At 69.5% G+C, this 19,413-nt stretch carries 21 protein-coding genes and 1 pseudogene; 11 read left to right on the top strand and 11 right to left on the bottom strand.

Annotated elements, in window-relative coordinates:
- The first annotated feature begins 28 nt into the window (after positions 1–28).
- Together EFY87_RS16620 and EFY87_RS16615 are read left to right on the top strand one after the other, a co-directional pair.
- Positions 29–448: a pyridoxamine 5'-phosphate oxidase family protein gene (locus EFY87_RS16620; RefSeq protein ID WP_123272613.1), complete on the top strand. Its 420-nt coding sequence runs from the start codon at positions 29–31 to the stop codon at positions 446–448.
- Between the two features lie 76 nt (positions 449–524).
- The gene (locus EFY87_RS16615; RefSeq protein ID WP_245988715.1) at positions 525–974 is read left to right on the top strand and encodes a pyridoxamine 5'-phosphate oxidase family protein; all 450 of its coding nucleotides are present in this window, start codon (positions 525–527) and stop codon (positions 972–974) included.
- Positions 975–977: 3 nt separating this feature from the next.
- Here the strand turns inward: EFY87_RS16615 and EFY87_RS16610 are convergent, their stop codons facing one another.
- Positions 978–1,778, bottom strand: a complete 801-nt coding sequence (locus EFY87_RS16610) for an enoyl-CoA hydratase/isomerase family protein (protein WP_123272692.1) — start codon at positions 1,776–1,778, stop codon at positions 978–980.
- Positions 1,779–1,982: 204 nt separating this feature from the next.
- Here EFY87_RS16610 and EFY87_RS16605 point away from each other — a divergent pair, with 204 nt between their 5' ends.
- Entirely contained in the window at positions 1,983–2,150 is a 168-nt protein-coding gene (locus EFY87_RS16605; protein ID WP_115923734.1) for a DUF3117 domain-containing protein, read from the top strand.
- A 77-nt stretch (positions 2,151–2,227) separates the two neighbouring features.
- Here EFY87_RS16605 and EFY87_RS16600 read toward each other — a convergent pair whose 3' ends face one another.
- Positions 2,228–2,860, bottom strand: coding sequence for an O-methyltransferase (locus EFY87_RS16600; RefSeq protein ID WP_123272612.1), 633 nt, complete (start codon positions 2,858–2,860; stop codon positions 2,228–2,230).
- A 203-nt stretch (positions 2,861–3,063) separates the two neighbouring features.
- On the opposite strand from EFY87_RS16600, the gene sigE reads away from it, so the two are divergent.
- From sigE to EFY87_RS16585, 3 genes are all read left to right on the top strand, one after another.
- The gene (gene sigE / locus EFY87_RS16595; protein WP_245988714.1) at positions 3,064–3,699 is read left to right on the top strand and encodes an RNA polymerase sigma factor SigE; all 636 of its coding nucleotides are present in this window, start codon (positions 3,064–3,066) and stop codon (positions 3,697–3,699) included.
- Complete coding sequence (locus EFY87_RS16590) at positions 3,696–4,307, top strand: zf-HC2 domain-containing protein (protein ID WP_123272610.1); 612 nt, start codon at positions 3,696–3,698, stop codon at positions 4,305–4,307. The genes sigE and EFY87_RS16590 overlap by 4 nt, the downstream gene beginning before the upstream one ends.
- Positions 4,308–4,414: 107 nt before the next feature.
- A complete protein-coding gene (locus EFY87_RS16585) occupies positions 4,415–4,795 on the top strand; it encodes a twin-arginine translocase TatA/TatE family subunit (RefSeq protein WP_123272609.1) in 381 nt (126 codons plus the stop codon).
- 215 nt (positions 4,796–5,010) lie between these two features.
- Here the strand turns inward: EFY87_RS16585 and EFY87_RS16580 are convergent, their stop codons facing one another.
- Genes EFY87_RS16580 through EFY87_RS16565 form a run of 4 tightly spaced genes read right to left on the bottom strand, consistent with a single transcriptional unit; the run spans position 5,011 to position 8,442 of the window.
- A complete protein-coding gene (locus tag EFY87_RS16580; RefSeq protein ID WP_123272608.1) occupies positions 5,011–6,144 on the bottom strand; it encodes an Mrp/NBP35 family ATP-binding protein in 1,134 nt (377 codons plus the stop codon).
- Between the two features lie 48 nt (positions 6,145–6,192).
- On the bottom strand, positions 6,193–6,747 hold the full coding sequence (locus tag EFY87_RS16575; RefSeq protein WP_123272607.1) for a DUF1003 domain-containing protein: 555 nt from the start codon (positions 6,745–6,747) through the stop codon (positions 6,193–6,195).
- A complete protein-coding gene (locus EFY87_RS16570; RefSeq protein ID WP_123272606.1) occupies positions 6,747–8,054 on the bottom strand; it encodes a magnesium transporter MgtE N-terminal domain-containing protein in 1,308 nt (435 codons plus the stop codon). Before EFY87_RS16570 ends, EFY87_RS16575 begins: the two co-directional genes overlap by 1 nt.
- Before the next feature lie 10 nt (positions 8,055–8,064).
- A complete protein-coding gene (locus EFY87_RS16565; protein WP_123272605.1) occupies positions 8,065–8,442 on the bottom strand; it encodes a hypothetical protein in 378 nt (125 codons plus the stop codon).
- A gap of 177 nt (positions 8,443–8,619) precedes the next feature.
- Here EFY87_RS16565 and EFY87_RS20550 point away from each other — a divergent pair, with 177 nt between their 5' ends.
- Positions 8,620–8,961 carry a hypothetical protein gene (locus EFY87_RS20550; RefSeq protein WP_181445508.1) on the top strand — a complete coding sequence of 114 codons (342 nt, stop codon included), beginning with the start codon at positions 8,620–8,622 and terminating at the stop codon, positions 8,959–8,961.
- Between the two features lie 65 nt (positions 8,962–9,026).
- On the top strand, positions 9,027–10,592 hold the full coding sequence (locus tag EFY87_RS16555) for a C40 family peptidase (protein WP_148043381.1): 1,566 nt from the start codon (positions 9,027–9,029) through the stop codon (positions 10,590–10,592).
- A gap of 8 nt (positions 10,593–10,600) precedes the next feature.
- Here the strand turns inward: EFY87_RS16555 and EFY87_RS16550 are convergent, their stop codons facing one another.
- On the bottom strand, positions 10,601–11,932 hold the full coding sequence (locus EFY87_RS16550) for an ABC transporter ATP-binding protein (RefSeq protein ID WP_123272603.1): 1,332 nt from the start codon (positions 11,930–11,932) through the stop codon (positions 10,601–10,603).
- A 32-nt stretch (positions 11,933–11,964) separates the two neighbouring features.
- The gene (locus EFY87_RS16545) at positions 11,965–13,707 is read right to left on the bottom strand and encodes an ABC transporter permease (RefSeq protein ID WP_123272602.1); all 1,743 of its coding nucleotides are present in this window, start codon (positions 13,705–13,707) and stop codon (positions 11,965–11,967) included.
- A 229-nt stretch (positions 13,708–13,936) separates the two neighbouring features.
- Between EFY87_RS16545 and EFY87_RS16540 the strand changes: the two genes are divergently transcribed.
- On the top strand, positions 13,937–14,323 hold the full coding sequence (locus EFY87_RS16540) for an ArsR/SmtB family transcription factor (RefSeq protein WP_123272691.1): 387 nt from the start codon (positions 13,937–13,939) through the stop codon (positions 14,321–14,323).
- Between the two features lie 186 nt (positions 14,324–14,509).
- Here EFY87_RS16540 and EFY87_RS16535 read toward each other — a convergent pair whose 3' ends face one another.
- The 3 genes from EFY87_RS16535 to cysC are packed head-to-tail and all read right to left on the bottom strand — an operon-like array spanning position 14,510 to position 17,856.
- Entirely contained in the window at positions 14,510–16,006 is a 1,497-nt protein-coding gene (locus tag EFY87_RS16535; RefSeq protein ID WP_220093675.1) for an aminopeptidase P family protein, read from the bottom strand.
- A gap of 45 nt (positions 16,007–16,051) precedes the next feature.
- On the bottom strand, positions 16,052–16,672 hold the full coding sequence (locus tag EFY87_RS16530) for a DcrB/PsbP domain-containing protein (protein WP_123272600.1): 621 nt from the start codon (positions 16,670–16,672) through the stop codon (positions 16,052–16,054).
- A gap of 20 nt (positions 16,673–16,692) precedes the next feature.
- Positions 16,693–17,856 (bottom strand): adenylyl-sulfate kinase, encoded by a 1,164-nt coding sequence (gene cysC / locus EFY87_RS16525; RefSeq protein ID WP_245988713.1) that lies wholly within the window; start codon positions 17,854–17,856, stop codon positions 16,693–16,695.
- A 108-nt stretch (positions 17,857–17,964) separates the two neighbouring features.
- Between cysC and EFY87_RS16520 the strand changes: the two genes are divergently transcribed.
- Both EFY87_RS16520 and EFY87_RS16515 read left to right on the top strand, forming a co-directional pair.
- Complete coding sequence (locus tag EFY87_RS16520; RefSeq protein ID WP_123272599.1) at positions 17,965–18,774, top strand: CDP-alcohol phosphatidyltransferase family protein; 810 nt, start codon at positions 17,965–17,967, stop codon at positions 18,772–18,774.
- Positions 18,775–19,137: 363 nt separating this feature from the next.
- Positions 19,138–19,413: pseudogene (locus EFY87_RS16515) on the top strand (hypothetical protein); the annotation flags it as partial.

Below are 19,413 nucleotides of genomic sequence, written 5' to 3'. Positions count from 1 at the left end.
CACGGCACGTGCCGACCACACTCGGTGCATGGAACCCACGAACAAGGCCACCACGCAATTGCAGGAGTCCGAGTGCTGGGCGCTGGTTCGTTCCGTGCCGGTCGGGCGCCTCGCGGTCGTCGTCGACGGACAGCCGGACATCTTCCCGGTCAACCACGTGGTCGACCAGGGAACTGTCGTGATCCGCACGGGGTCGGGCACCAAACACACCGCTGCCGGGCACCGTCCGGTCGCCTTCGAGGTCGACGGGTATGACGCCGTGCGGTCGCAGGCGTGGAGTGTCGTGATCAAGGGGACGGCGCGGACCGTCGACCAGCTGCACGAGGTGGTCGACGCGCTGCAGCTGCCGCTCTTCCCGTGGCAGGAGGGCGCCAAGCCCTGGTTCCTGCGGATCGAGCCGGACTCGGTCTCCGGCCGCCGGGTTCAGGTCAGCGGTCCGCAGTCCTGAGAGGCGGCCGTCCGCCGCGTCGCAAGGGGACCAAAGGCCCTGTGCCGGTAGAACGGCAGCGGGCACTGTTGGCTGCATGCAGGCATCCACACACCCCCGCACCGAGCAGTTGACCGCCGAAGCGTCGATGGAGCTCCTCAGCAGCGGGCACCTCGGCCGGCTCGGCGTGATCGTCGCAGGACGGCCGGAGATCTTTCCGATCAATTACGCCCTCCACGAGGGCAACGTCCTCTTCCGCACTGGATCCGGCATCAAGTTCGACGCGGCGAACGGCAACCAGGTCTGTTTCGAGGCGGACGGCTTCGACCCGCAGACCCGGATCGCCTGGAGCGTCATGGTCTCCGGGGTCGCCACGGAGATCGCCCGGCTGCACGAGTTGCTGGAGCTGCTGCAGGTGCCGGTGTTCCCTTGGGAGCCGGGAGCCAAACCGCACATGGTGCAGATCGAGCCGGAACAGGTGACCGGCCGCAGGTTCTCGGCCGTCGACTTGCTCGGTGATTTCGTGACGCAGCCGGGCAGCGACTGAGCGCTACCGGCCCTCGAAGACCGGCTGCTCCTTGGCGAGGAAGGCGTCCACCGCGGCGTGATGGTCGCGCGTGCCGCCCGTCAGCGCCATCAGGCCGGCCTCGTGCTCCAGCGACTCGGCAAGGGTGTGGGTCGCCGAGAATTCGACGGCGCGCCGGATGGCGCCATACGCCTTGGTCGGCCCGGCCGCCAGCGATGTGGCGAATTCGCTGACAGCGTCGGCGAATTCGTCGGCCGGCACGACGCGTGTCGCCAGGCCGAGAGCCTGCGCCTCGTCGGCCCGGACGGTGCGCGGCATCAGCAGCAGTTCCTTGGCCTTGGCGACGCCGACGAGCCGGGGCAGCCAAAACGACGAACCCGAGTCGCTGGACAGCGCGATGCCGGTGAACGCCAGGTTGAACCCGGCGGTGTCGGCCAGGATGCGGAAGTCGGCGGCGAAGGCGAACGCAGCGCCGGCGCCGGCAGCCACGCCGTTGACCGCGGCCACCACCGGTTTGTCCATCGTCGAGAGCAGCGTGACGATCGGGTTGTAGTGCTCCGGGACGGTGGTGAAGAGCGCGTCCGCACCGTCGGCGAGCAGGCCGACGTGCTCCTTCAGGTCCTGCCCCACGCAGAATGCCCGGCCGGTGCCGGTCAGGACCACGCACCGGACGGCGTCGTCCGCGGCCACCTTGCGCAGCACCGTGAGCAGCGCGCCCTTGGTCTCCAGGTTCAGCGAATTCATCGCGTCGGGGCGGTTGAGTCGCACGATGGCGACACCGCCGGCTCGCTCGGTGACGACAGGTGCGGTGCTGGTCTCGGACATGCGGTCTCCTCGGCGGTGGTCGGCGAACAGCAGCGTAGCCACCGGTGCGAGCAGACGGGGCGGCCGGGATTTCCCTCCACGCGACAACACCTGAAATACTGCAGGGGACTGGTGGTCGCACCGGCCGGAACCCCGGCGCCGAAATCACCCGCGTGGCAGTGGTGCGACCACGACCGATGCTGCGCGGATGGAAGGGGAAAGCCCATGGCGGCAATGAAGCCGAGGACTGGAGACGGCCCTCTGGAGGTCACCAAGGAAGGCCGCAGCATCCTGCTGCGGATGCCCCTAGAGGGCGGTGGCCGCCTGGTCGTCGAGATGAACGCCGAGGAGGCCCAGGCTCTCGGCGACGCGATCAAGGGCTGCATCGGCTGAGGCTCGACCCACCAGCACGAGCAAGGCGGCCGCACCGATCCGGGTGACGGCCGCCTTGAGTATGACGACAGGCAGCCTCAGGCCTTCACGGCTGCCAGCAGGCCGTCGCCGACCGGCAGCATGGCTGCGGTCCACTCCGGATCGTCGCGCAATTGCTTGCCCAGGTCGCGTAGCAGCACGGTGGTCTCGTCACGGACCGCCGGGTCGGCCACCCGGTCGTGCCAGAGCATGTTGTCGATCAGCAGCAATCCGCCGGTGCGCAGCAGCCGCGCCGCCGCGTCGATGTATGCGGGGTAGTCCGGTTTGTGCCCGTCGACGAAGACCAGGTCGTAGCTGCCGTCCGCCAGCCGGCCCATCACCTGCAGCGCGTCGCCGGCGATCAGGCGGGTGCGTGCAGCGGGTATGCCGGCCGCGGCATACGCCTGCCGGGCGGCGCTCTGGTGCTCGGGTTTGATGTCGATGGTGGTCAGGACGCCGTCGGCCGGCATACCGGCCAGCAGCCACAGTCCCGATGACCCGGCGCCGGTGCCGACCTCGACGACCGACCTGGCGCGCGTTGCGGCGGTGAGCAGCCGCAGGGCCGGCCCGGTGCCGGGGCCGACCGGGGTACAGCCCAGCTGTTCGCCGCGGGTCCGGGCGCGTTCAACGGCTTCCGGCTCCGGCACGAACTCCTCGGCATACCCCCAGCTGGCCGCTCGCTGTGTTGACATGCCTTCGAACCTAGTGCGTCGGGGCAGGTGTTGCCGAACCGAGGGAAACGATGCGGGACAGCCGGTAACGATCGGCGGGCGCCGTGCGTTGGGCGAGATAGGAACCCGTCCTAGGACTGGCCGGGCGCCGAGTGGCAGCACAGCAGGCTCATAGGGACGTACGACACAATGGCACTCAGCTCAACCGACATGGGATGGAAGCGATGACCGACCAACTGCTGCGGGGTGCAGTGAAGACCGAGGTGCCCGATGTGGCGCCGCCCGGGTGGGAGCCGCCGACCTGGGAGGAGATCGTCACCGAGCACTCGGCGCGCGTCTACCGCCTCTCCTACCGGCTGACCGGCAACGTGCACGACGCGGAGGACCTGACGCATGACGTGTTCGTCCGTGTGTTCCGCTCGCTGCACTCCTACCGTCCCGGCACCTTCGAGGGCTGGCTGCACCGCATCACCACCAACGTCTTCCTCGACAAGATGCGCCGCAAGCAGCGCATCCGCTTCGACGCGCTCGCCGATGACGCCGCTGCGCGGCTGCCCAGCCGCGACGGGAGCCCTGAGCAGTTGTATGCCGATGCCCATTTCGACGACGACATCCAGCGCGCGCTGGACGCGCTCGCGCCGGACTTCCGCGCCGCCGTGGTGCTGTGTGACATCGAAGGTTTGTCCTACGAGGAGATCGCCGCGACGTTGGGGATCAAGCTGGGCACCGTGCGATCGCGGATCCACCGCGGCCGGGCGCAGTTGCGCGAGGCGCTCGCGCACCGCGCGCCGGAGAACCGGCAGGCCGCACGCAGCCGGGTCGGTATGCCGGCGCTGGCGCCCGCGGGGGCGTCGCGGTGACCATCTTCTCGCGGGACTCGTCGTTGCGCGCCGAGCAGGTGCAGGCGCACCTGGGTGACCACGTCGCCGACTATGTCGACGGCATGCTGTCCCCGGCCGAGGAGTACCGCGCCGACATACACCTGATGGTGTGCGAGCACTGCCGGTTCGCGGTGCAGCAGGAGCGCGCGATCATCGAGCAACTGCGCTCGGTCAGCTTCGACCGAGGCGGGCACGAGCAGCTGATGGCCGGGTTGCTGTCGCTCGCGTCCTCGCAGCCGGGCGCTCCGATGGGCGGCGCGGCGGCATCGGGGCGGGTTGCCGCGCGTCCGGCGCCGGCGGTCGTGACGTCCAGTGCGCCGCCGCAATATCAGTCCGCGCGCAAGTCGATGGCGTGTGCGCTGTTCGCCGTCGCCGGGTGCGTCGGTGTCGCGCTCGTCGCGTCCACGGCGTCGGGCGCCGTGCAAGGCCCGCAGAGCCCCGCCGGGCAGGCTCCCGGCCGGGGAGCGGCGCTCGTGCGCAATGTGTCGTCGCCGGTGGTCACCGACAGCGTCCAGCCCGAGACGGCGGGCGGCGCCCAGGGCATCATGGAGCCGACGTTCGTGCAGCTGGCCGGTCGCACTCCCTGATCCGGCTCGGTCCGGTCCGCCGATCTGCCGACCGCTGATCGCGCCTGCCCGGCCGGGTGCGACAATCAGGCGGCCCACGTCTTCAGCACGAAAGGTAACGACGCGGCATGTTCGGCATCAACGGCTGGGAGATCCTGATTCTCCTGGCGCTCGCCGCCGCCCTGATCGGGCCGGAGCGGCTGCCCGAATATGTCATGAAGTTGCGCACCTACGTCCGGCAGGTCCGAGACATGGCCGACGGCGCCAAGTCGCAACTGAAGGAGCAGATGGGTCCGGAGTTCCAGGACATCAACTGGCGCGCCTACGACCCGCGGCAGTACGACCCGCGCAAGATCGTGCGCGAGGCGTTGTTCGACCCCGAACCCACCCCGGACGCCGAGCCTGGGGAGGTCATCGACGGCGGCCAGCCACAGCTCAGCTACCCGGCATACGACCCGCACAAATTTGACCCCGACCGCGCCACCCCGTTCGACTGGGAAGCGACCTAGGCTCCGCAGGCCCGTGTGGCGTACGCAGCCTCGACGGTCGAGGTTTACGCCGGGGGCGGCGGGAGCGGACGGGAAACCTGGGCCGCGGGTGTCCCGAAGTCTCGACGGTCGCGAGTTAGGGACGGGAATCCGGGCCGCGGGCGTCCCGGAGGCGCGACGGTCGCGAGTTAGGGACGGAAACCGCGCCGGGGCGAGCGGGACGGACCCCGCCCGATTCAGCGGCCGGTGGGGGTGAGGCCGAGAGACCGGCCGGCCAGTCCGCGGGAGCGGGTGCCGAGAGCCTTGGCGATGCCGCGCAGGGCGACCGCAGCGGGGGAGTCGGGGGCGCCGAGGACGACAGGGGTGCCGGAGTCGGCACCCTCGCGCAGCGTCACGTCGAGCGGGATCTGACCCAGCAACTCGACGGGTGCGCCGATCGACCGGGTGAGCGAGTCGGCGACCTGCCGGCCGCCGCCGCTGCCGAAGATCTCCTGGCGGGCGCCGTCCGGCAGTTCCAGCCAGGACATGTTCTCGATGACCCCGGCGACGCGCTGCTTGGTCTGCAGCGCGATTGCGCCGGCGCGTTCGGCGACCTCGGCGGCCGCCTGCTGCGGTGTGGTCACCACCAGGATCTCGGCGCCCGGCACGAGCTGTGCGACGGAGATCGCGATGTCACCGGTGCCCGGCGGCAGGTCGAGCAGCAGGACATCGAGGTCGCCCCAGAAGACGTCGGCCAGGAACTGCTGCAGCGCCCGGTGCAGCATCGGGCCGCGCCATACGACCGGCTGGTTGCCAGGCACGAACATGCCGATCGAGATGACCTTCACGTCGTGGCTCTCCGGCGGCAGGATCATGTCCTCGACCTGCGTCGGCCGGTGCTCGACACCCAGCATCCGCGGCACCGAGAAGCCATAGATGTCTGCGTCCACAACGCCGACCCGCAAGCCCGAATCCGCAAGCGCCGCAGCAAGATTGACCGTCACGGACGACTTGCCGACACCGCCCTTGCCGGATGCCACGGCATACACGCGCGTCAGCGAGCCCGGCTTGGCGAAGGGAATGTCCTTCTCCGCCTGCCCGCCGCGCAACTGGTCGCGCAGCGCGGTCCGCTGCTCGTCGGACATCACGCCCAGCCGGACCTCGACGGCCGTGACATCGGCGACCTTGCCGACCGCCGCGGTGACGTCGGTCTGCAGGCGGGTCTTCATCGGGCAGCCGGCGATCGTCAGCAGCACGGTCACGGTGACGGCGCCGTCGTCGGTGACATCCACCGACTCGACCATGTTCAGCTCGGTGATCGGCCGGTGGATCTCCGGATCCTGCACTTCGGCGAGTGCAGCACGAATGGCGTCCAGCGAAGGGGTGGGCATGCTCCCATCGTAAGAGGTGGCGCACGCCACGCCCTGGGCGGTCGGCCGCTACGCGGACGCCTCGTCGGCGTCCTCCGGTTCGGTATGACGCAGGTAGCCCCGGTCCTCCATCTCGTCCAGCAGCGACCGCAGCTCCGACCGCACGAAGTCGCGGGTCGCCGTGTCCCGCATGGCCAGGCGCAGCGATGCCACCTCACGCGTCAGGAACTCGGTGTCGGCCAGGTTGCGTTCGTCCCGGGCCCGGTCCGCCTCGAGCGTGACGCGGTCACGGTCGTCCTGGCGGTTCTGCGCGAGCAGGATCAGCGGGGCGGCATACGACGCCTGGGTGGAGAAGAAGAGGTTCAGCAGGATGAACGGGTAGGGGTCCCATTTCAGCCCGAACAGCCCGACCAGGTTGAAGATGATCCAGACGATCACGAAGACTGTCATCCACACCAGGAACTGCGCGGTGCCCATGAAGCGCGCGAAGTCCTCGGCGAAGCTGCCGAACCGGTCGGAGTCCATCGGGGCGCGGGGCAGCCAGCGGCGCCCTGCCTCGCGTGGCTGGTCCAGGCGCGCGGACTCCGGACGGCGCCGTCGGTCGCGGCGCTCGTCGTCTGCCATCAGACGACCTCCTCATCGGTCGCGGGCGCATCGGAAGCGCGTACGTCGTGGCGGGCCTCGCGCCAGTCCTCGGGCAGGATGTGGTCGAGCACGTCGTCGACCGTGACCGCTCCGAGCAGCCGGCCGGCGTCGTCCACCACCGGCAGGCTCACCAGGTTGTATGTCGCCAGCAGCCGCGTCACTTCGCCGAGCGGTGCGTCCACCCCGACCGGTTCGATGGTCTTGTCCACGATCGTGCCGACCGCGGTGTGCGGCGGCTCGCGCAGCAGCTTCTGGGTGTGCACCAGCCCGATGAACCGGCCCGTGGGCGTCTCCAGCGGCGGCCGGCTGACGAACACCGCGGAGGCCAGCGCCGGCGCGAGTTCCTCACGGCGCACCAGGGCGAGCGCTTCGGCGATCGTCGCCTCCGGACCGAGCACCACGGGTTCGGTGGTCATCAGACCTCCGGCGGTGTTCTCGTCATAGGTGAGCAGGCGGCGCAGCGGTGCTGCCTCGTCGGGCTCCATCAGCTGCAGCAGCTGCTCGGCCTGGTCGGACGGCAGGTCCGACAGGAGGTCGGCCGCGTCGTCCGGCTCCATCGCTTCGAGCACGTCGGCGGCGCGTTCGGTGTCCAGCCCCGCGATGATCTCGATCTGGTCGTCCTCGGGCAGTTCCTCGAGCACATCGGCGAGCTTGTTGTCGTCCAGTGCGGCCGCGACCTCGGCGCGCCGCTTGGGCGTCAGGTCGTGGATGACCTCCGCGAGGTCGGCGACGCGCAGGTCGTCATACTCCTCCAGCAGTCGCTGGGCGCTCTGCGCGTCGGCCTGCACGTGCAGGCCGGTGACATTGCGGGCGTCGACCAGGCGGGTGGCGCCGCTGCGCCGCCGGGTCAGGCGGGACATCGCCTTGGAGGCCGAGGAGATGCCGTCGACCTGCCGGACGAACACCTTGGCCAGCACCCAGTCCCGGCGCAGGTTCTGCTCGATCGCGATGTCCTCGACCAGGCCGGTGAACTCCTCGCCGTGATCGTGCACCTGCACCTGGCGATCGAAAAGCTCTGTCAGCACGAGGGTTTCACCGGTGCGCTGCTCGAAGCGCCGCATGTTGACCAGCCCGGTGGTGATGACCGCGCCGGCGTCGACGCTGGTGACACGGGTCATCGGCAGGAACACCCGCCGCTTGCCGGGCACCTCGATGACCAGGCCGATGGCACGGGGTTCTGCGCCGCCGAACGTCATCACGACATCGCGGACCCGGCCGACGCGATCCCCGAGGGGGTCGAGAACGGTGAGTCCGGCGATGCGCGCGACGAAGACTCGGTTACTCACGTCCGAAAGGTTAGTCGGCTTCGGCGGTCGCCTCGGCCACGGTCACCGACCAGACGGCGCCGTGCTCGGCCCAGAACGCCGCGCGGTCGCCGGCCGGAGTGTTCTGGCGGGTCGCGAGCAGAGCTGCCGTGGCCGTCGCCCACTCCGGCGAATCCGGCAGCACCCGTGTCGCGCGCGCCGGCAGCGGACCGATCGCAGCACGGGTCTCCTTGTCACGCAGGATGATCCGCAGTTCCGCCGGCAGCGTCGGGATGGGCTGTTCGCCTTCGCCGGTCACGATGTATGCCGTGTCACCGGCCCCGGCATACCAGCAGGGGACCGTGAGGTCAGGTGGCACCAGCAGCCACGCGACTTTCGATTTGGCGAGCGCGGCGGCGATGTCGGACACGACCGCAAGACTACGTGTCGAGGCCGGCACGCCGGGTTTCTGGAACAACTCTGGACACCTGCCCAACCGTTTGGGAGGGTGGGGCGTCATACCCGGTGAACCGGCACGCACCCGCGACCGGCGACACCGGAACGACTGAGCCGTCCGCGCGACGGCCGGGGGATCTTGGGGGCAGTAATGGAATCTGGAATCGGTCGTCGGCAGATGCTCGGCGGCACAGCAGTCGTCGGACTCGCCGGAGTGATCGGACTCGTGGGCGCGGGCAGCGCCGACGCCGCGACGCGGCCGACGGCGCAGTTCGGCAGCAGGGGCGCCAACGTCGTCTACCTGCAGCGGCGGCCGACGTCCTGGTCGCTCTACCGGCCCTACTTCTTCGACGGCGGCATCGCGGTGCACGGTGACACGAGCGTCCCGCCCTACGCCGCGTCGCATGGGTGCTGCCGGGTGTCCATCCCGGCGCAGGACATGCTGATCTCGACCGGTGCACTGGTCAACGGCCGCCGCGTCTACGTGTATTGAGCCGCCCGGCAAACGCTCAGCAAACCTGCAGGTGAGTTCGCAGTTGCGCTGGTAGTGCTGTGCCCGTGACGGATTCGAGGATCAGCAGGCGACGCATCGCGCGCGCCATACCTGCGGCAGGGGCCGTCGGCGCCCTCTTGGCCGGCCTCCTGCTGGGTGATGCAGCACCCGCCGACGCACGCACCAGCACGATCGCCCAGCTGGAGGCCGCGATCGAGGCGAAGGCGAGTACGGTGCCCGGGCTGGGCGCTCCGGTCTCGGGCTTCCGGGCGGCCATCGAGTCCGGCATGCTCGGCGCCTACCGCGCCTACGCGAACGGCACGGTCGCGTCCAGCGCCGACGGCACCTGGGTCATCCGCTTCGGCATCCAGCGGACCTGGAAACCGTCATCCGGCTGGCCCACCAGCGACGCGAAGCGGATCGCCCGGTGCGACGTCGACGCGCAGACCTTCCAGCGTGCCGGGACAGTCCTCGCCGACAAGCGCTGGTGCCCGGTCGCCGGCTATGCCGGCCCCTATCTGGCGCAGGCCTCCGACGGCGTTGGCAACGTGCAGCACCGGGGATACAACGGCACCGCGGTCTACATGATGCAGCGCAGGCTGGGTATGACGGTCGACACGACGAACAGTTCGGTCTGGGGACCGATCACGCAATCGGTGCTGGACTCCTGGCTGCACGCGCACCGGCACGCCGACACCACCACGCTCGGGCCGCAGCTGTGGCGAGAACTGCACATTCCCTACCCGTTCAACTCCTCGACCTGGGTTGCCCCGTTGCGGGCGGACAGCGCGGCGACCCGCGCCCAGCACGTGCAGGCGTCGATCGCATGGGCCGAGTCGCAGGTCGGCGCCGAATACCTGTGGGGCGGCACCGGCAACTCCGGCAGCTCACTGGGTTACGACTGCTCAGGCTTGCAGCTGCAGGTGGCCCGGGCCGGCGGGCTCGACCTGACCAAGGTCGGCAACTCGATCGATCAGCGACCGGCGAGTGACCTGGCCAATCACATGCTCCACGACCCCGAGATGCAGACGGTGCCGGCGCTCCGCGATCTGCAGCCGGGCGACCTGATCTTCTATGGCGTGGGCCAGCATGGCGGCCACGTCGCCATGTATATCGGCGGGGGCTGGACCGTGCAGTCGGTCTACGCCGCCGTGCAGTACCAGCCGCTCTACTCCGATGGCCGGCTGAACACGTTCGGCTGGCCGAGCGTGGTCGGGATCAAGCGTCCCTTCGCGTCGACCGTGGTCGGTGGCTCGGTCTCGGCGACCGTCACCGCCTCCGAGCTGGGCGACGCAGGCAAGCTGCCCGCGCGACCGCTGGCCACCACGCCGCTGCAATCCGGCACGACGCTGTGGGGCCTGAACTCCTGGGCGGTCTCGCTTCCGGAACTGACCGGCACCCTGGACCGCGCGGGCTGGGCACCCGTCACCGCCGGTTCACAGCTCACCGTCAGCGGCGCGGGGCTGACGGTGATCTTCGCCGGGTCGGGTATGGCGCTCGGCGTCGCGCCCAGCGGGCACGGATCGCTCACCGTGCCCGCCGGCGCCACCTCAGTGCTGCTGGTGCCGGACCGGCAGGCGCAGCGTGTCATCGCCGGCTCGCCCGTGGTCGACTACGGGCAGAACCCCTGACCCGCCGCTCAGGCCTCGCTGTCGAGCAGTGCCGCCGCGGCAGCGGCCACGTCGCCCAGCATCAGCTCTCCGGTGTCGGCGTCGTAGTCGAAGAGCTCGCCATACCGGCCCCAGTCGATCGCGATGTCGAGCTGCCGCTCCGTGTCGTCGACCGAGAAACCTCGCCGCAGCAGGTCCCGGAAGAAGTCGTCGCGCAGCGACCCGTTGTCGCTGTTCTCCAGCGCACTGCAGATGGTGCGCACCAGCGGAGCGCGTGACTTCGCCTGCACCGCAAAGATCTCCTTGCTGCGCAGGATGTCCGAGGTGTTCCAGTCGCGGCCGACGTCGGTCAGGAACGCCTGGGCGCCCTCGACCTCCAGGAAGCCGAGCATCGTCGCGGCGTCCACCAGCGGCAGCAGGTCGTCCACCTCGAAGGACAGCTCGTCGGCGAGGTCGGGCAGGTCGGTCTGCCCGTTGTGGGCGTAGACGATCTCGACCAGACCGGCCAGACCGCCGACCGAGGCTGTCGGCAGCGGGTGTGTCAACGGCCCGGTCGGTGTGTTGCGCGCCTCGGTGACGGTGTCCTTGCCGGTGAGCAGCCGGTAGAGCTCCTCGACGGTGGCCTCGAAGGTGGGGCTGCGGCGGTCGCGGGGGCGCGGCAGGTGGATCGGCACCTCGCCCTTGATCCGGCCGGGGTTGGAGCTGAGCACCAGCACGCGGTCGGCGAGTAGCACGGCCTCTTCGATGTTGTGGGTGACGACGCAGATCGCCTTCGTCGGGAAGTCCGGACGCTCCCAGAGGTCCATCAGCTCGCCGCGCAGGTTCTCCGAGGTCAGCACGTCCAGCGCGCTGAACGGCTCGTCCATGAGCAGGGCGTCCGGCCGCAGCACCAGCGCCCGGGCGAAACCGACCCGCTGGCGCATCCCGCCGGACAGCTCCTTGGGGTATGCCGATTCGAAGCCGTCCAGCCCGATCAGGTCGATCGCTTCCAGCGCCCGCTGGCGCCGCTCGGCCGGCGGCACACCCTGAGCCCGCAGCCCCAGCTCGACGTTGTCCTGCACCGTCAGCCACGGCATCAGCGCGAACGACTGAAACACCATGGCCACGCCGGGGTTGGCGCCGTTGATCCGCGTGCCGCGGTAGCTCACCTGCCCGGTGGTCGGGGCGATCAGCCCGGCGATGGTCCGCAGCAGGGTCGACTTGCCCGACCCCGACTTGCCCAGCAGGGCGACGACCTCGCCCTCCCGCAGGGTGAAGTTGATGTCGTCCAGGACGGTCAGGTCGGACCCGGCGGCACCGGGGAAGGACTTGGTCACGCCGGTGACCTCCACGATGGGGGTTGCCGTGGTGAGTGTGCGCATGATGCACCTCCTAGTGATGTGAGGTAGTCGAATCAGTTGAGGGAGAAACGGGTGTCGGCAAGGCGGTAGAGCTTGCGCCATACGGTCCGGTTGAGGCCGACGACGAATGCGCTCATCACGGTGACCCCGACCAGTTCCTTGCCGAAGTTGCCGACCGTCGTCGCCTGCGCGATGTAGGCGCCGAGCCCGGTCGCCGTGAGCGTGGTCTTTCCGTAGGTCACCACCTCGGCGACGATCGAGGCATTCCACGCCCCGCCCGCGGCGGTGATGGCACCGGTCACCCAGGTGCCGAAGATGGCGGGCAGGATCAGCGTCTTCCACCGCAGCCTCCTGCTCAGTTGCAGGTTGTCCGCTGCTTCCCGCAGGTCATTGGGTATGGCGGACGCACCCGCGATCACGTTGAACAGGATGTACCACTGCGCACCGAGCGCCATCAGGAAGATGCCGGCGATGTTGAGGCTGATCCCGGTCTTGATCAGCAGCAGCGTCACGAAGGGAAAGAGGAAGTTCGCCGGGAAGCTCGCACACACCTGCACGATTGGCTGGGCGAACCGGTTGACCTTGGGGTTCATGCCGATCCACACGCCGATCGGCACCCAGATGACGCTGCTCGCGACCACCAGCACCAGGACGCGCGCGAAGGTGGCCAGGCCGAGCAGGAACGCATGCGGGAACTGCCCGAGCCCGCACGAGGTGGAGATGTAGTCGAGCATCTTGACCAGACCCCACGCGACCAGGGCCAGGACCGCGACCGCGTAGACCACGTCGATCGCCCGGCGGCGCACCGGGTTGACCACCAGCGGCCGGTCGGCGATCCCGAACGGACGGGTGATCTTGTCCAGTGCTCGCGCGACCGGCCGCAGCGGTATGGCGATCAGGTGCGGGATGCGCGAACGCCGCAGCAGGTCGAGCGTCACGCTGCGCGGCTGCTCGGCCGACTCGGAGTTCTCGATCCGGAACCGCTCGGCCCAGGCCGTGATTGGCCGCCAGAAGAGCACGTTGACCGCGATGATCATCACGACCATCACCCCGATGGCGAGGAACACCCGGCCGATCTGCTCGTGGGCGGTCGCCGCCCCGACGTAGCTGCCGATCCCGGGCAGCGCGTAGGTGTGGTTGTTGACGCTGATGATCTCCGACGCGGTGAGGAAGAACCAGCCGCCGCCGAAGCTCATCATGCCGTTCCAGACCAGCGGGATCATCCCGCTGGGCACGTCCAGCTGCCAGAAGCGCTGCCACTTGGTCAGCCGCAGCAGCCGGGCGGCTTCGTCCAGCTCCGGTGGCTGGGTCACCAGCGAGTGGTAGAACGCGAAGGTGATGTTCCACGCCTGCGAGGTGAACACCGCGAAGATGCAAGCACATTCGACACCGAGCGTGCTGTGCGGGAAGAGCGTCAGCCAGATGCTCATCGTGATGCCGAGGAAGCTCAGCACCGGCACCGACTGCAGGATGTCCAGGATCGGCAGCAGTACCTTCTCGGCGCGCCGGCTGCGGGCTGCTGCTGTCGCGTAGACGAAGGTAAACAGCACCGAAGCCGCGAGCGCGACGAACATGCGCAGCAACGAGAGCGCGGCATCCAGTGGCAGGTTCGAGGGGTCGGTCGACACCGTCGTCGGTGCGTGGTTCCGGTTGAACGGCGAGCTGATCGTGCCGGTCATTCGCAGCAGCAGCCAGAAGAGGATCGCAATCGAGGCAGCGACCACCAGGTCGGCAGCCAGCGTGGTGCGGGAACGGGTGGAGCCGGTCGGGCCGGCAAAGGGGCGCAGCATGGTCATGGTGATGACCTCCTGACACGCCGTATGGCGCGGGTGCGTCGCACCCGCGCCAAAGGCGGGGTGCGCTCAGGATCGACAAGGACGAAGGAACGGGCAACTATGGCCACCAGGGCTCATCAGCACACTCCTTCCGTCAGCAGGCAGACCCCACCGCGGAGCGCCCCGGCAACGGTAGCCCATGTTTAAGTAGTTGCGCAAATGATGAAAGGACGCGCACACTGGAGTGATCATGGCGAGACGTTCACGGTCCGTTTACTCGGAGATCACCGAAGCTCAACTCGACGCTGCGGCAGCGACTTTCGACTTGCTCAGTGCTCCCACGCGACTCCACCTGGTATGGCTGCTCACGCGCAAGGAACTCGACGTCACAACCCTCGCCGAGCTCACGGAGTCGTCCGTCCCGGCGACCAGCCAGCATCTGGCCAAGCTGCGCGCGGCGGGTGTCGTCGCTGCCCGCCGTGACGGCCGGCGGCAGCTCTACCGGGTCGACGACCCGCATGTGCGCGGCATTGTCCGCCGCATCTTCACCCACATTGCGCCCGACGGGACGCTGAGCCTGGACGAGGCGAGCCCGCGCCCGCCGCGCCGGCCCCGCTTCGCCACATCCGGTCAGTGACGCGCGTTCGGTAACGATCCGGACACGACGAAAACTCGGGGGCAACCGATTCGGCCGCCGGATCGTCTACCGGATATCAGCAAGGCGGGGGACTCACCCTCCGGGCCGTTCGGCCCGGAGCATCGGGGGCCGAACGGCGGGTGCCGGCGCGATCGGGGAAGCGTCAGCACCCGCCGTTCGCATATTTCAGCCGCGCGCCCGCGCGATCCAGGCCTCGACCTCGGCGAGTTCGCTGGGTATGGCGCTGGACAGCACCTCGTGGCCGGTGTCCGTGACGAGCACGTCGTCCTCGATGCGCACGCCGATGCCACGCAACTCCTCGGGCACCAGCTCGTCGTCGGCCTTGAAGTAGAGGCCGGGCTCGACGGTCAGGATCATGCCCGGCCGCAGCTCCCCGTCCGTGTAGTCCTCACGCAGCGCAAGGGCGCAGTCGTGCACGTCCAGCCCGAGGTGGTGGCTGGTGCCGTGCACCATCCACCGGCGGTGGAACTGGCCGGTGTCCTTGTCGAGGGTGGCCTCCACGTCGACGCCCTCCGGAAGCAGTCCCCACTCGTAGAGGTGCTCGGCGATGACCCGGATCGCGGCCGCGTGCACGTCGGAGAACTTGTTGCCCGGTTTGACGGCGGCGATGCCGGCCTGCTGGGCGGCATACACGGCCTCGTAGACCGTGCGCTGCGCGTCGGTGTAGGTGCCGTCGACCGGCACGGTCCGGGTGATGTCGGCGGTGTAGAGCGAGTCGACCTCGACGCCGGCGTCGACCAGCACCAGATCGCCCTCATGCACGTCACCGGTGTTCTTGATCCAGTGCAGTGTGTTGGCGTGATCGCCTGCGGCAGCGATGGATTCGTAACCGACGCCGTTGCCGCGGTGGCGCGCGTGCAAACCGAAGACACCCTCCACCCAGCGTTCGCCGCGGCCCCGGCGAACGGCCTCGGCCAGCTGGGCCAGCACCGCCTCGAAACCTTCGGCGGTGGCCGCGATCGCCTGCCTCATCTGCTCGATCTCCCAGGCGTCCTTGGCCAGCCGCATGGTCGAGAGGAAGCGGGCGAGTTCCTCGTCCGCCTCGGTGCGCTGCTCGACCGCACCGGCTGTCTCGGTCTCGCTGGTGCGCGCCTGCTCGACGGCCGTGGTGACGTCCGGGTCGGCATCGCGCACGACACGCACGCCGATCTCGCCGGCGTCTTTCGCAACCGAGTCGGCGAACTCATCGATGTGCCGCGCCGCGATGCCGAGCTCAGCCTCGATGTCCTCGATGGTCGGGCGGCCACCGACCCAGAACTCGCCGTAGCGGGAGTCGGCGAAGAACTCCTCGGTGTCGCGCCCGGCCAGCGGCCGGAAGAACAGCACCGCGTCGTGGCCGCCGTCCGCAGCGGGCTCCAGCACCAGGACCGCATCCGGCTCGCGGTCGGCGCCGAGCCCGGTGAGGTGGGCGAACGCCGAGTGCGGCCGGAAGATGTAGTCGGTGTCGTTGCTTCGGACCTTCAGCCCGCCGGCCGGTATGACGAGCCGTTCGCCGGGAAACGCCTCCGACACGGTGGCCCGGCGCTTCGCTGCGTAGTCGGCGACCTCGGCCCGCGCCGGTAGCTGGTCGCTGCGTGGCGCCCAGCCGGAGCCGATGAAGGTGCGGAATGCCTCGGGGGAGGGCTGGCTGCGGGACTGTGACTTCTGCTGCTTCTCACTCACGTGATTCATCGTCGCACGCGTGGCTCGTGCTCGGGACGCGAGCCGTCAGACCTTGCGCCAGGCCCAGGTCGACAGGATCGCGGTCAGCGCCTGGTCCGCCGCGGACTGTGCGCCCGGGGTCGCGGCGCTGGTCATGGTCATCGAGTAGACGTGCTCGCGGAAGACGACGAAATATTGCGTCTGCCGGAACTGGGTCCCTTGTGCTGTGCGGGTGAATGTATAACCACGCGAAGGCAATCCTCCGATGGTGCGGTCGGGTTCGTCGGTCGCGCGCACACCCTGCTGCCGCCAGGCGATCTCCGCCTGGGACACCACGTCGTCGACCGAGGGGACGGTCGTGGGGTGCTGCACGACGACATTGAAATTGGTGGTGACCTTGTCGGTCGCGGCTGGGGCCTTGACCGACAAGGTCGCCTGGGCGTCGCTGAACTTCTTCCACCCGGTCGGCGCGACGACGGAGAACGTCTTGTCCTTGCTCTCGACACTTCCCGCAGCGGCTGAGGTGCTCGGGGTCGGTGTCGGCGAACCGGTGACGGTCGTCGGCACCGAAATGGAGCTGGACGGCGTCGGGGAGGCGCTGGTGTGCGACGAGCACGCCGCGAGGCCGGTCACCAGCACGGCGGCGGCGCCGAGCCGGATCAGACGTGTAGTGGAAGCTGCACCCATGGTGGGCGATCCTAGGTCAGTCACCTCGGCGCGCTGCCGAGGGCGAGGACGCCACGCTGGGCCAACAACTCCAGCACGGCGTCGCGCGCCGCGTCGAGGGAGCAGTCCGTGGTGTCGATGGCGAGATCGGCGTCGCCGGGGACGTCATACGGTGCACTGATGCCGGTGAAGTCCGGGATCTCGCCGCGTCGCGCCCGCGCATACAGGCCCTTGCGGTCGCGCCGCTCGCACTCCTCGACGGGGGTCGCGACGTGGACGAGCAGGAAGCTGCCGCCACGCTCGGCAACGCGGCCGCGCACCTCCTGGCGGGTTGCGCCGGCCGGGGCGATCGGGCTGCAGATCGCCAGGCCGCCGTGATGCGCGATCTCCGCCGCCACCCAGCCGATCCGGCGGATATTGGTCTCGCGGTCCCGGGGCGTGAAGCCGAGGCCGGCCGACAGGTTGCGGCGTACGACGTCGCCGTCCAGCAGGGTGACCGGCCGGTCACTGCGTTCCAGGATCGCGTTGCGCACCGCCCGCGCGACGGTGGACTTGCCGGAGCCGGACAGCCCGGTGAAGAAGAGGACGACACCCCGTGCCGGAGGCGGAGCGGCGGATGTGGTTGGCAGGCGTTCCACCACGCCGTCCGTGTAGGCCGCAGCGACCGATCGCACCATGTCCGGCGGCGACGCCGGGCTGAGCGGGACCGCGACGACGCGGGTGTCCACTCGCTCGGTGGCCGCCGCGAGAGCCGACCGGATGACCGACAGCGTCGCCGCGGCGGGCTCGACGGATGGCCCGGCGAGCACCAGCAGGGTGATCGGCCGGGCGCCGAAACCGTTCAATTCGGCAGCAGCGACCATGCGGTCGACGAGCACCACAGCGCTCCCGTCGGCCGCCGTCGCGGCGCGCACCGTCGCCGGGTCGGCGTACAGGCGCTCGAACGGGCGAGTCGACACCGCACCCAGCCAGTGCGGTTGCTCGGTGAGGACGGCCTCGCCGTCGACGAACTCGGCGCGCTCTGCCCGGGCGATCGGCACACCCTCGGGATCGACGATCTCCCAAGGCAGTTCGGCGGGCATGCCCGGCAGGTCGAGGCGCACCGGCGTGTCCAGCCCGACGGCGAGCGCGCCGCCGCGGATGAGCAGCAGGGTGTCCAGCGCCTGCGCCGGGGGGCAGAGCTGGGTCACTCGTGGCGCAGTCACGGGCTCCACGGTAGAGCAGGTCGCTCGGTCCTTCGCAGCGCCGTGCGTCCGTCATACGGGAGCGCTGACCTGCAACAATCGCATCGGTAAACAACCGGGAGGAGCCTCGTGAACGACCAGCATCGGCGCCCGTCGATCGACGAGCTGCGAGCGGTGTCCCAGCCGCCGTCGGTCCGCGGCCGCAAGAACGCCGAGCACTGGTCGGGCTTCTACATGCGCGACGGCTCGGTGCGGCTCACCCGGTTGCTGGTGCCGACCCGGGCCACCCCGAACGGCGTGACCGGCGTGATGATCCTGACCGGCTGGTGCATCGGCCTGTCACTGCTCATCCCGGGCATTCTCGGCCCGATCCTGGCGGTCTTCTTCGGCCAGCTGCAGATGTACCTCGACGCTGTGGACGGCGAACTCGCTCGCTGGCGGCAGCGGTTCAGCCCGGCCGGCATCTTCCTGGACCGGGTGGCGCACTACACCACCGAGGGGTTCGTCGGCCTCGCGATCGGGCTGCGTGCCGCCGGGGTCGTCGGCGGTCACCCGGCCGGCGTCGACCCGTGGAAATACGCCTTCTTCGGTGCCCTGCTGATGAGCGGCATCCTGCTCAACAAGGCGCTCAACGACCTGGTGCACGTCGCCCGCAGCCTGTCCGGTCTCGACCGGCTGCCGGACACCGCCGAGGCCAAGGCGGTGCCGGCCACCAGCGCAATCGGTATGGCGCGCAAGGTTTTCCGCTTCCTGCCCTTCTACCGCATCTTCCACTCGGTCGACCTCGGGCTGGTGTGTCTCGCGCTCGCGATCGTTGGGCTGTTCGCCGGCGACCAGCAGGTCTTCCGGGTGTCGGTCATCGTGCTGGCGGTGCTGGTCTGGCTGTCCGTGCTCGGGCACTTCCTGGCCATCATGGCGTCGTCGCGGGTGAAGGCATAAGGGCCGGGCCGTAAGTCGCGGTGCGTGGATGGGCCCGGGCGTGGGCGGTTGTCACCGGTAACTGCGTCGAGTGGTCACTTACTGACGAGTATCCGCGTTTACTCGTTGGTAACTTCCTCCATTGGGCACTTACTGACGAGTAGGCAGGGCCTCGGGTGATCGGGCGGGGGAAGCCTGCCCTGAGTAGCGGAGGAGCGCAGCGGGGGAGCGTATCGAAGGGCGGAGCGGGGAGGCGTATCGAGGTCTGGTGCGCGCGGAAGTGCTTGTGGGTGCGGCGGTTTCGGCCGGGTGGGTTGTCGGTGGTCGCACCTAGAATTGGTGGCAAGAAGCAAGGCAGTGGCGACCGTGAGGAGGTGACCGGTGATGGCGGCAGACGGTGAGCAGCGCGATGGTGGGCGGCACGGTGAGGGGCCTGGCGGACGTGTGCTGGATGTGTCCGGTTTGCCGGGTCCGGTCGCGGACGCGGTCGCGTTGCTGGTGGAGCAGGCCGCTCGCCCCGCGAGTGCTGACGGCGGCGCTGGCAACGGCAGTGGCGCTGATGCTGGTGCTGGTGCTGGTGCTGGTGCTGTGTCGCGGGAGCGTCTGGGTGATGTGGTGCGGGCGGCGGAGGTGGTGAAGGGGTTCGCGGACGCGGTGCTG

Source organism: Flexivirga caeni, from assembly GCF_003724155.1.
Taxonomy (GTDB): domain Bacteria; phylum Actinomycetota; class Actinomycetes; order Actinomycetales; family Dermatophilaceae; genus Flexivirga; species Flexivirga caeni.
The sequence above is the reverse complement of the archived record's forward strand: the minus strand, read 5'-3'. Positions and strand labels throughout refer to the sequence as shown.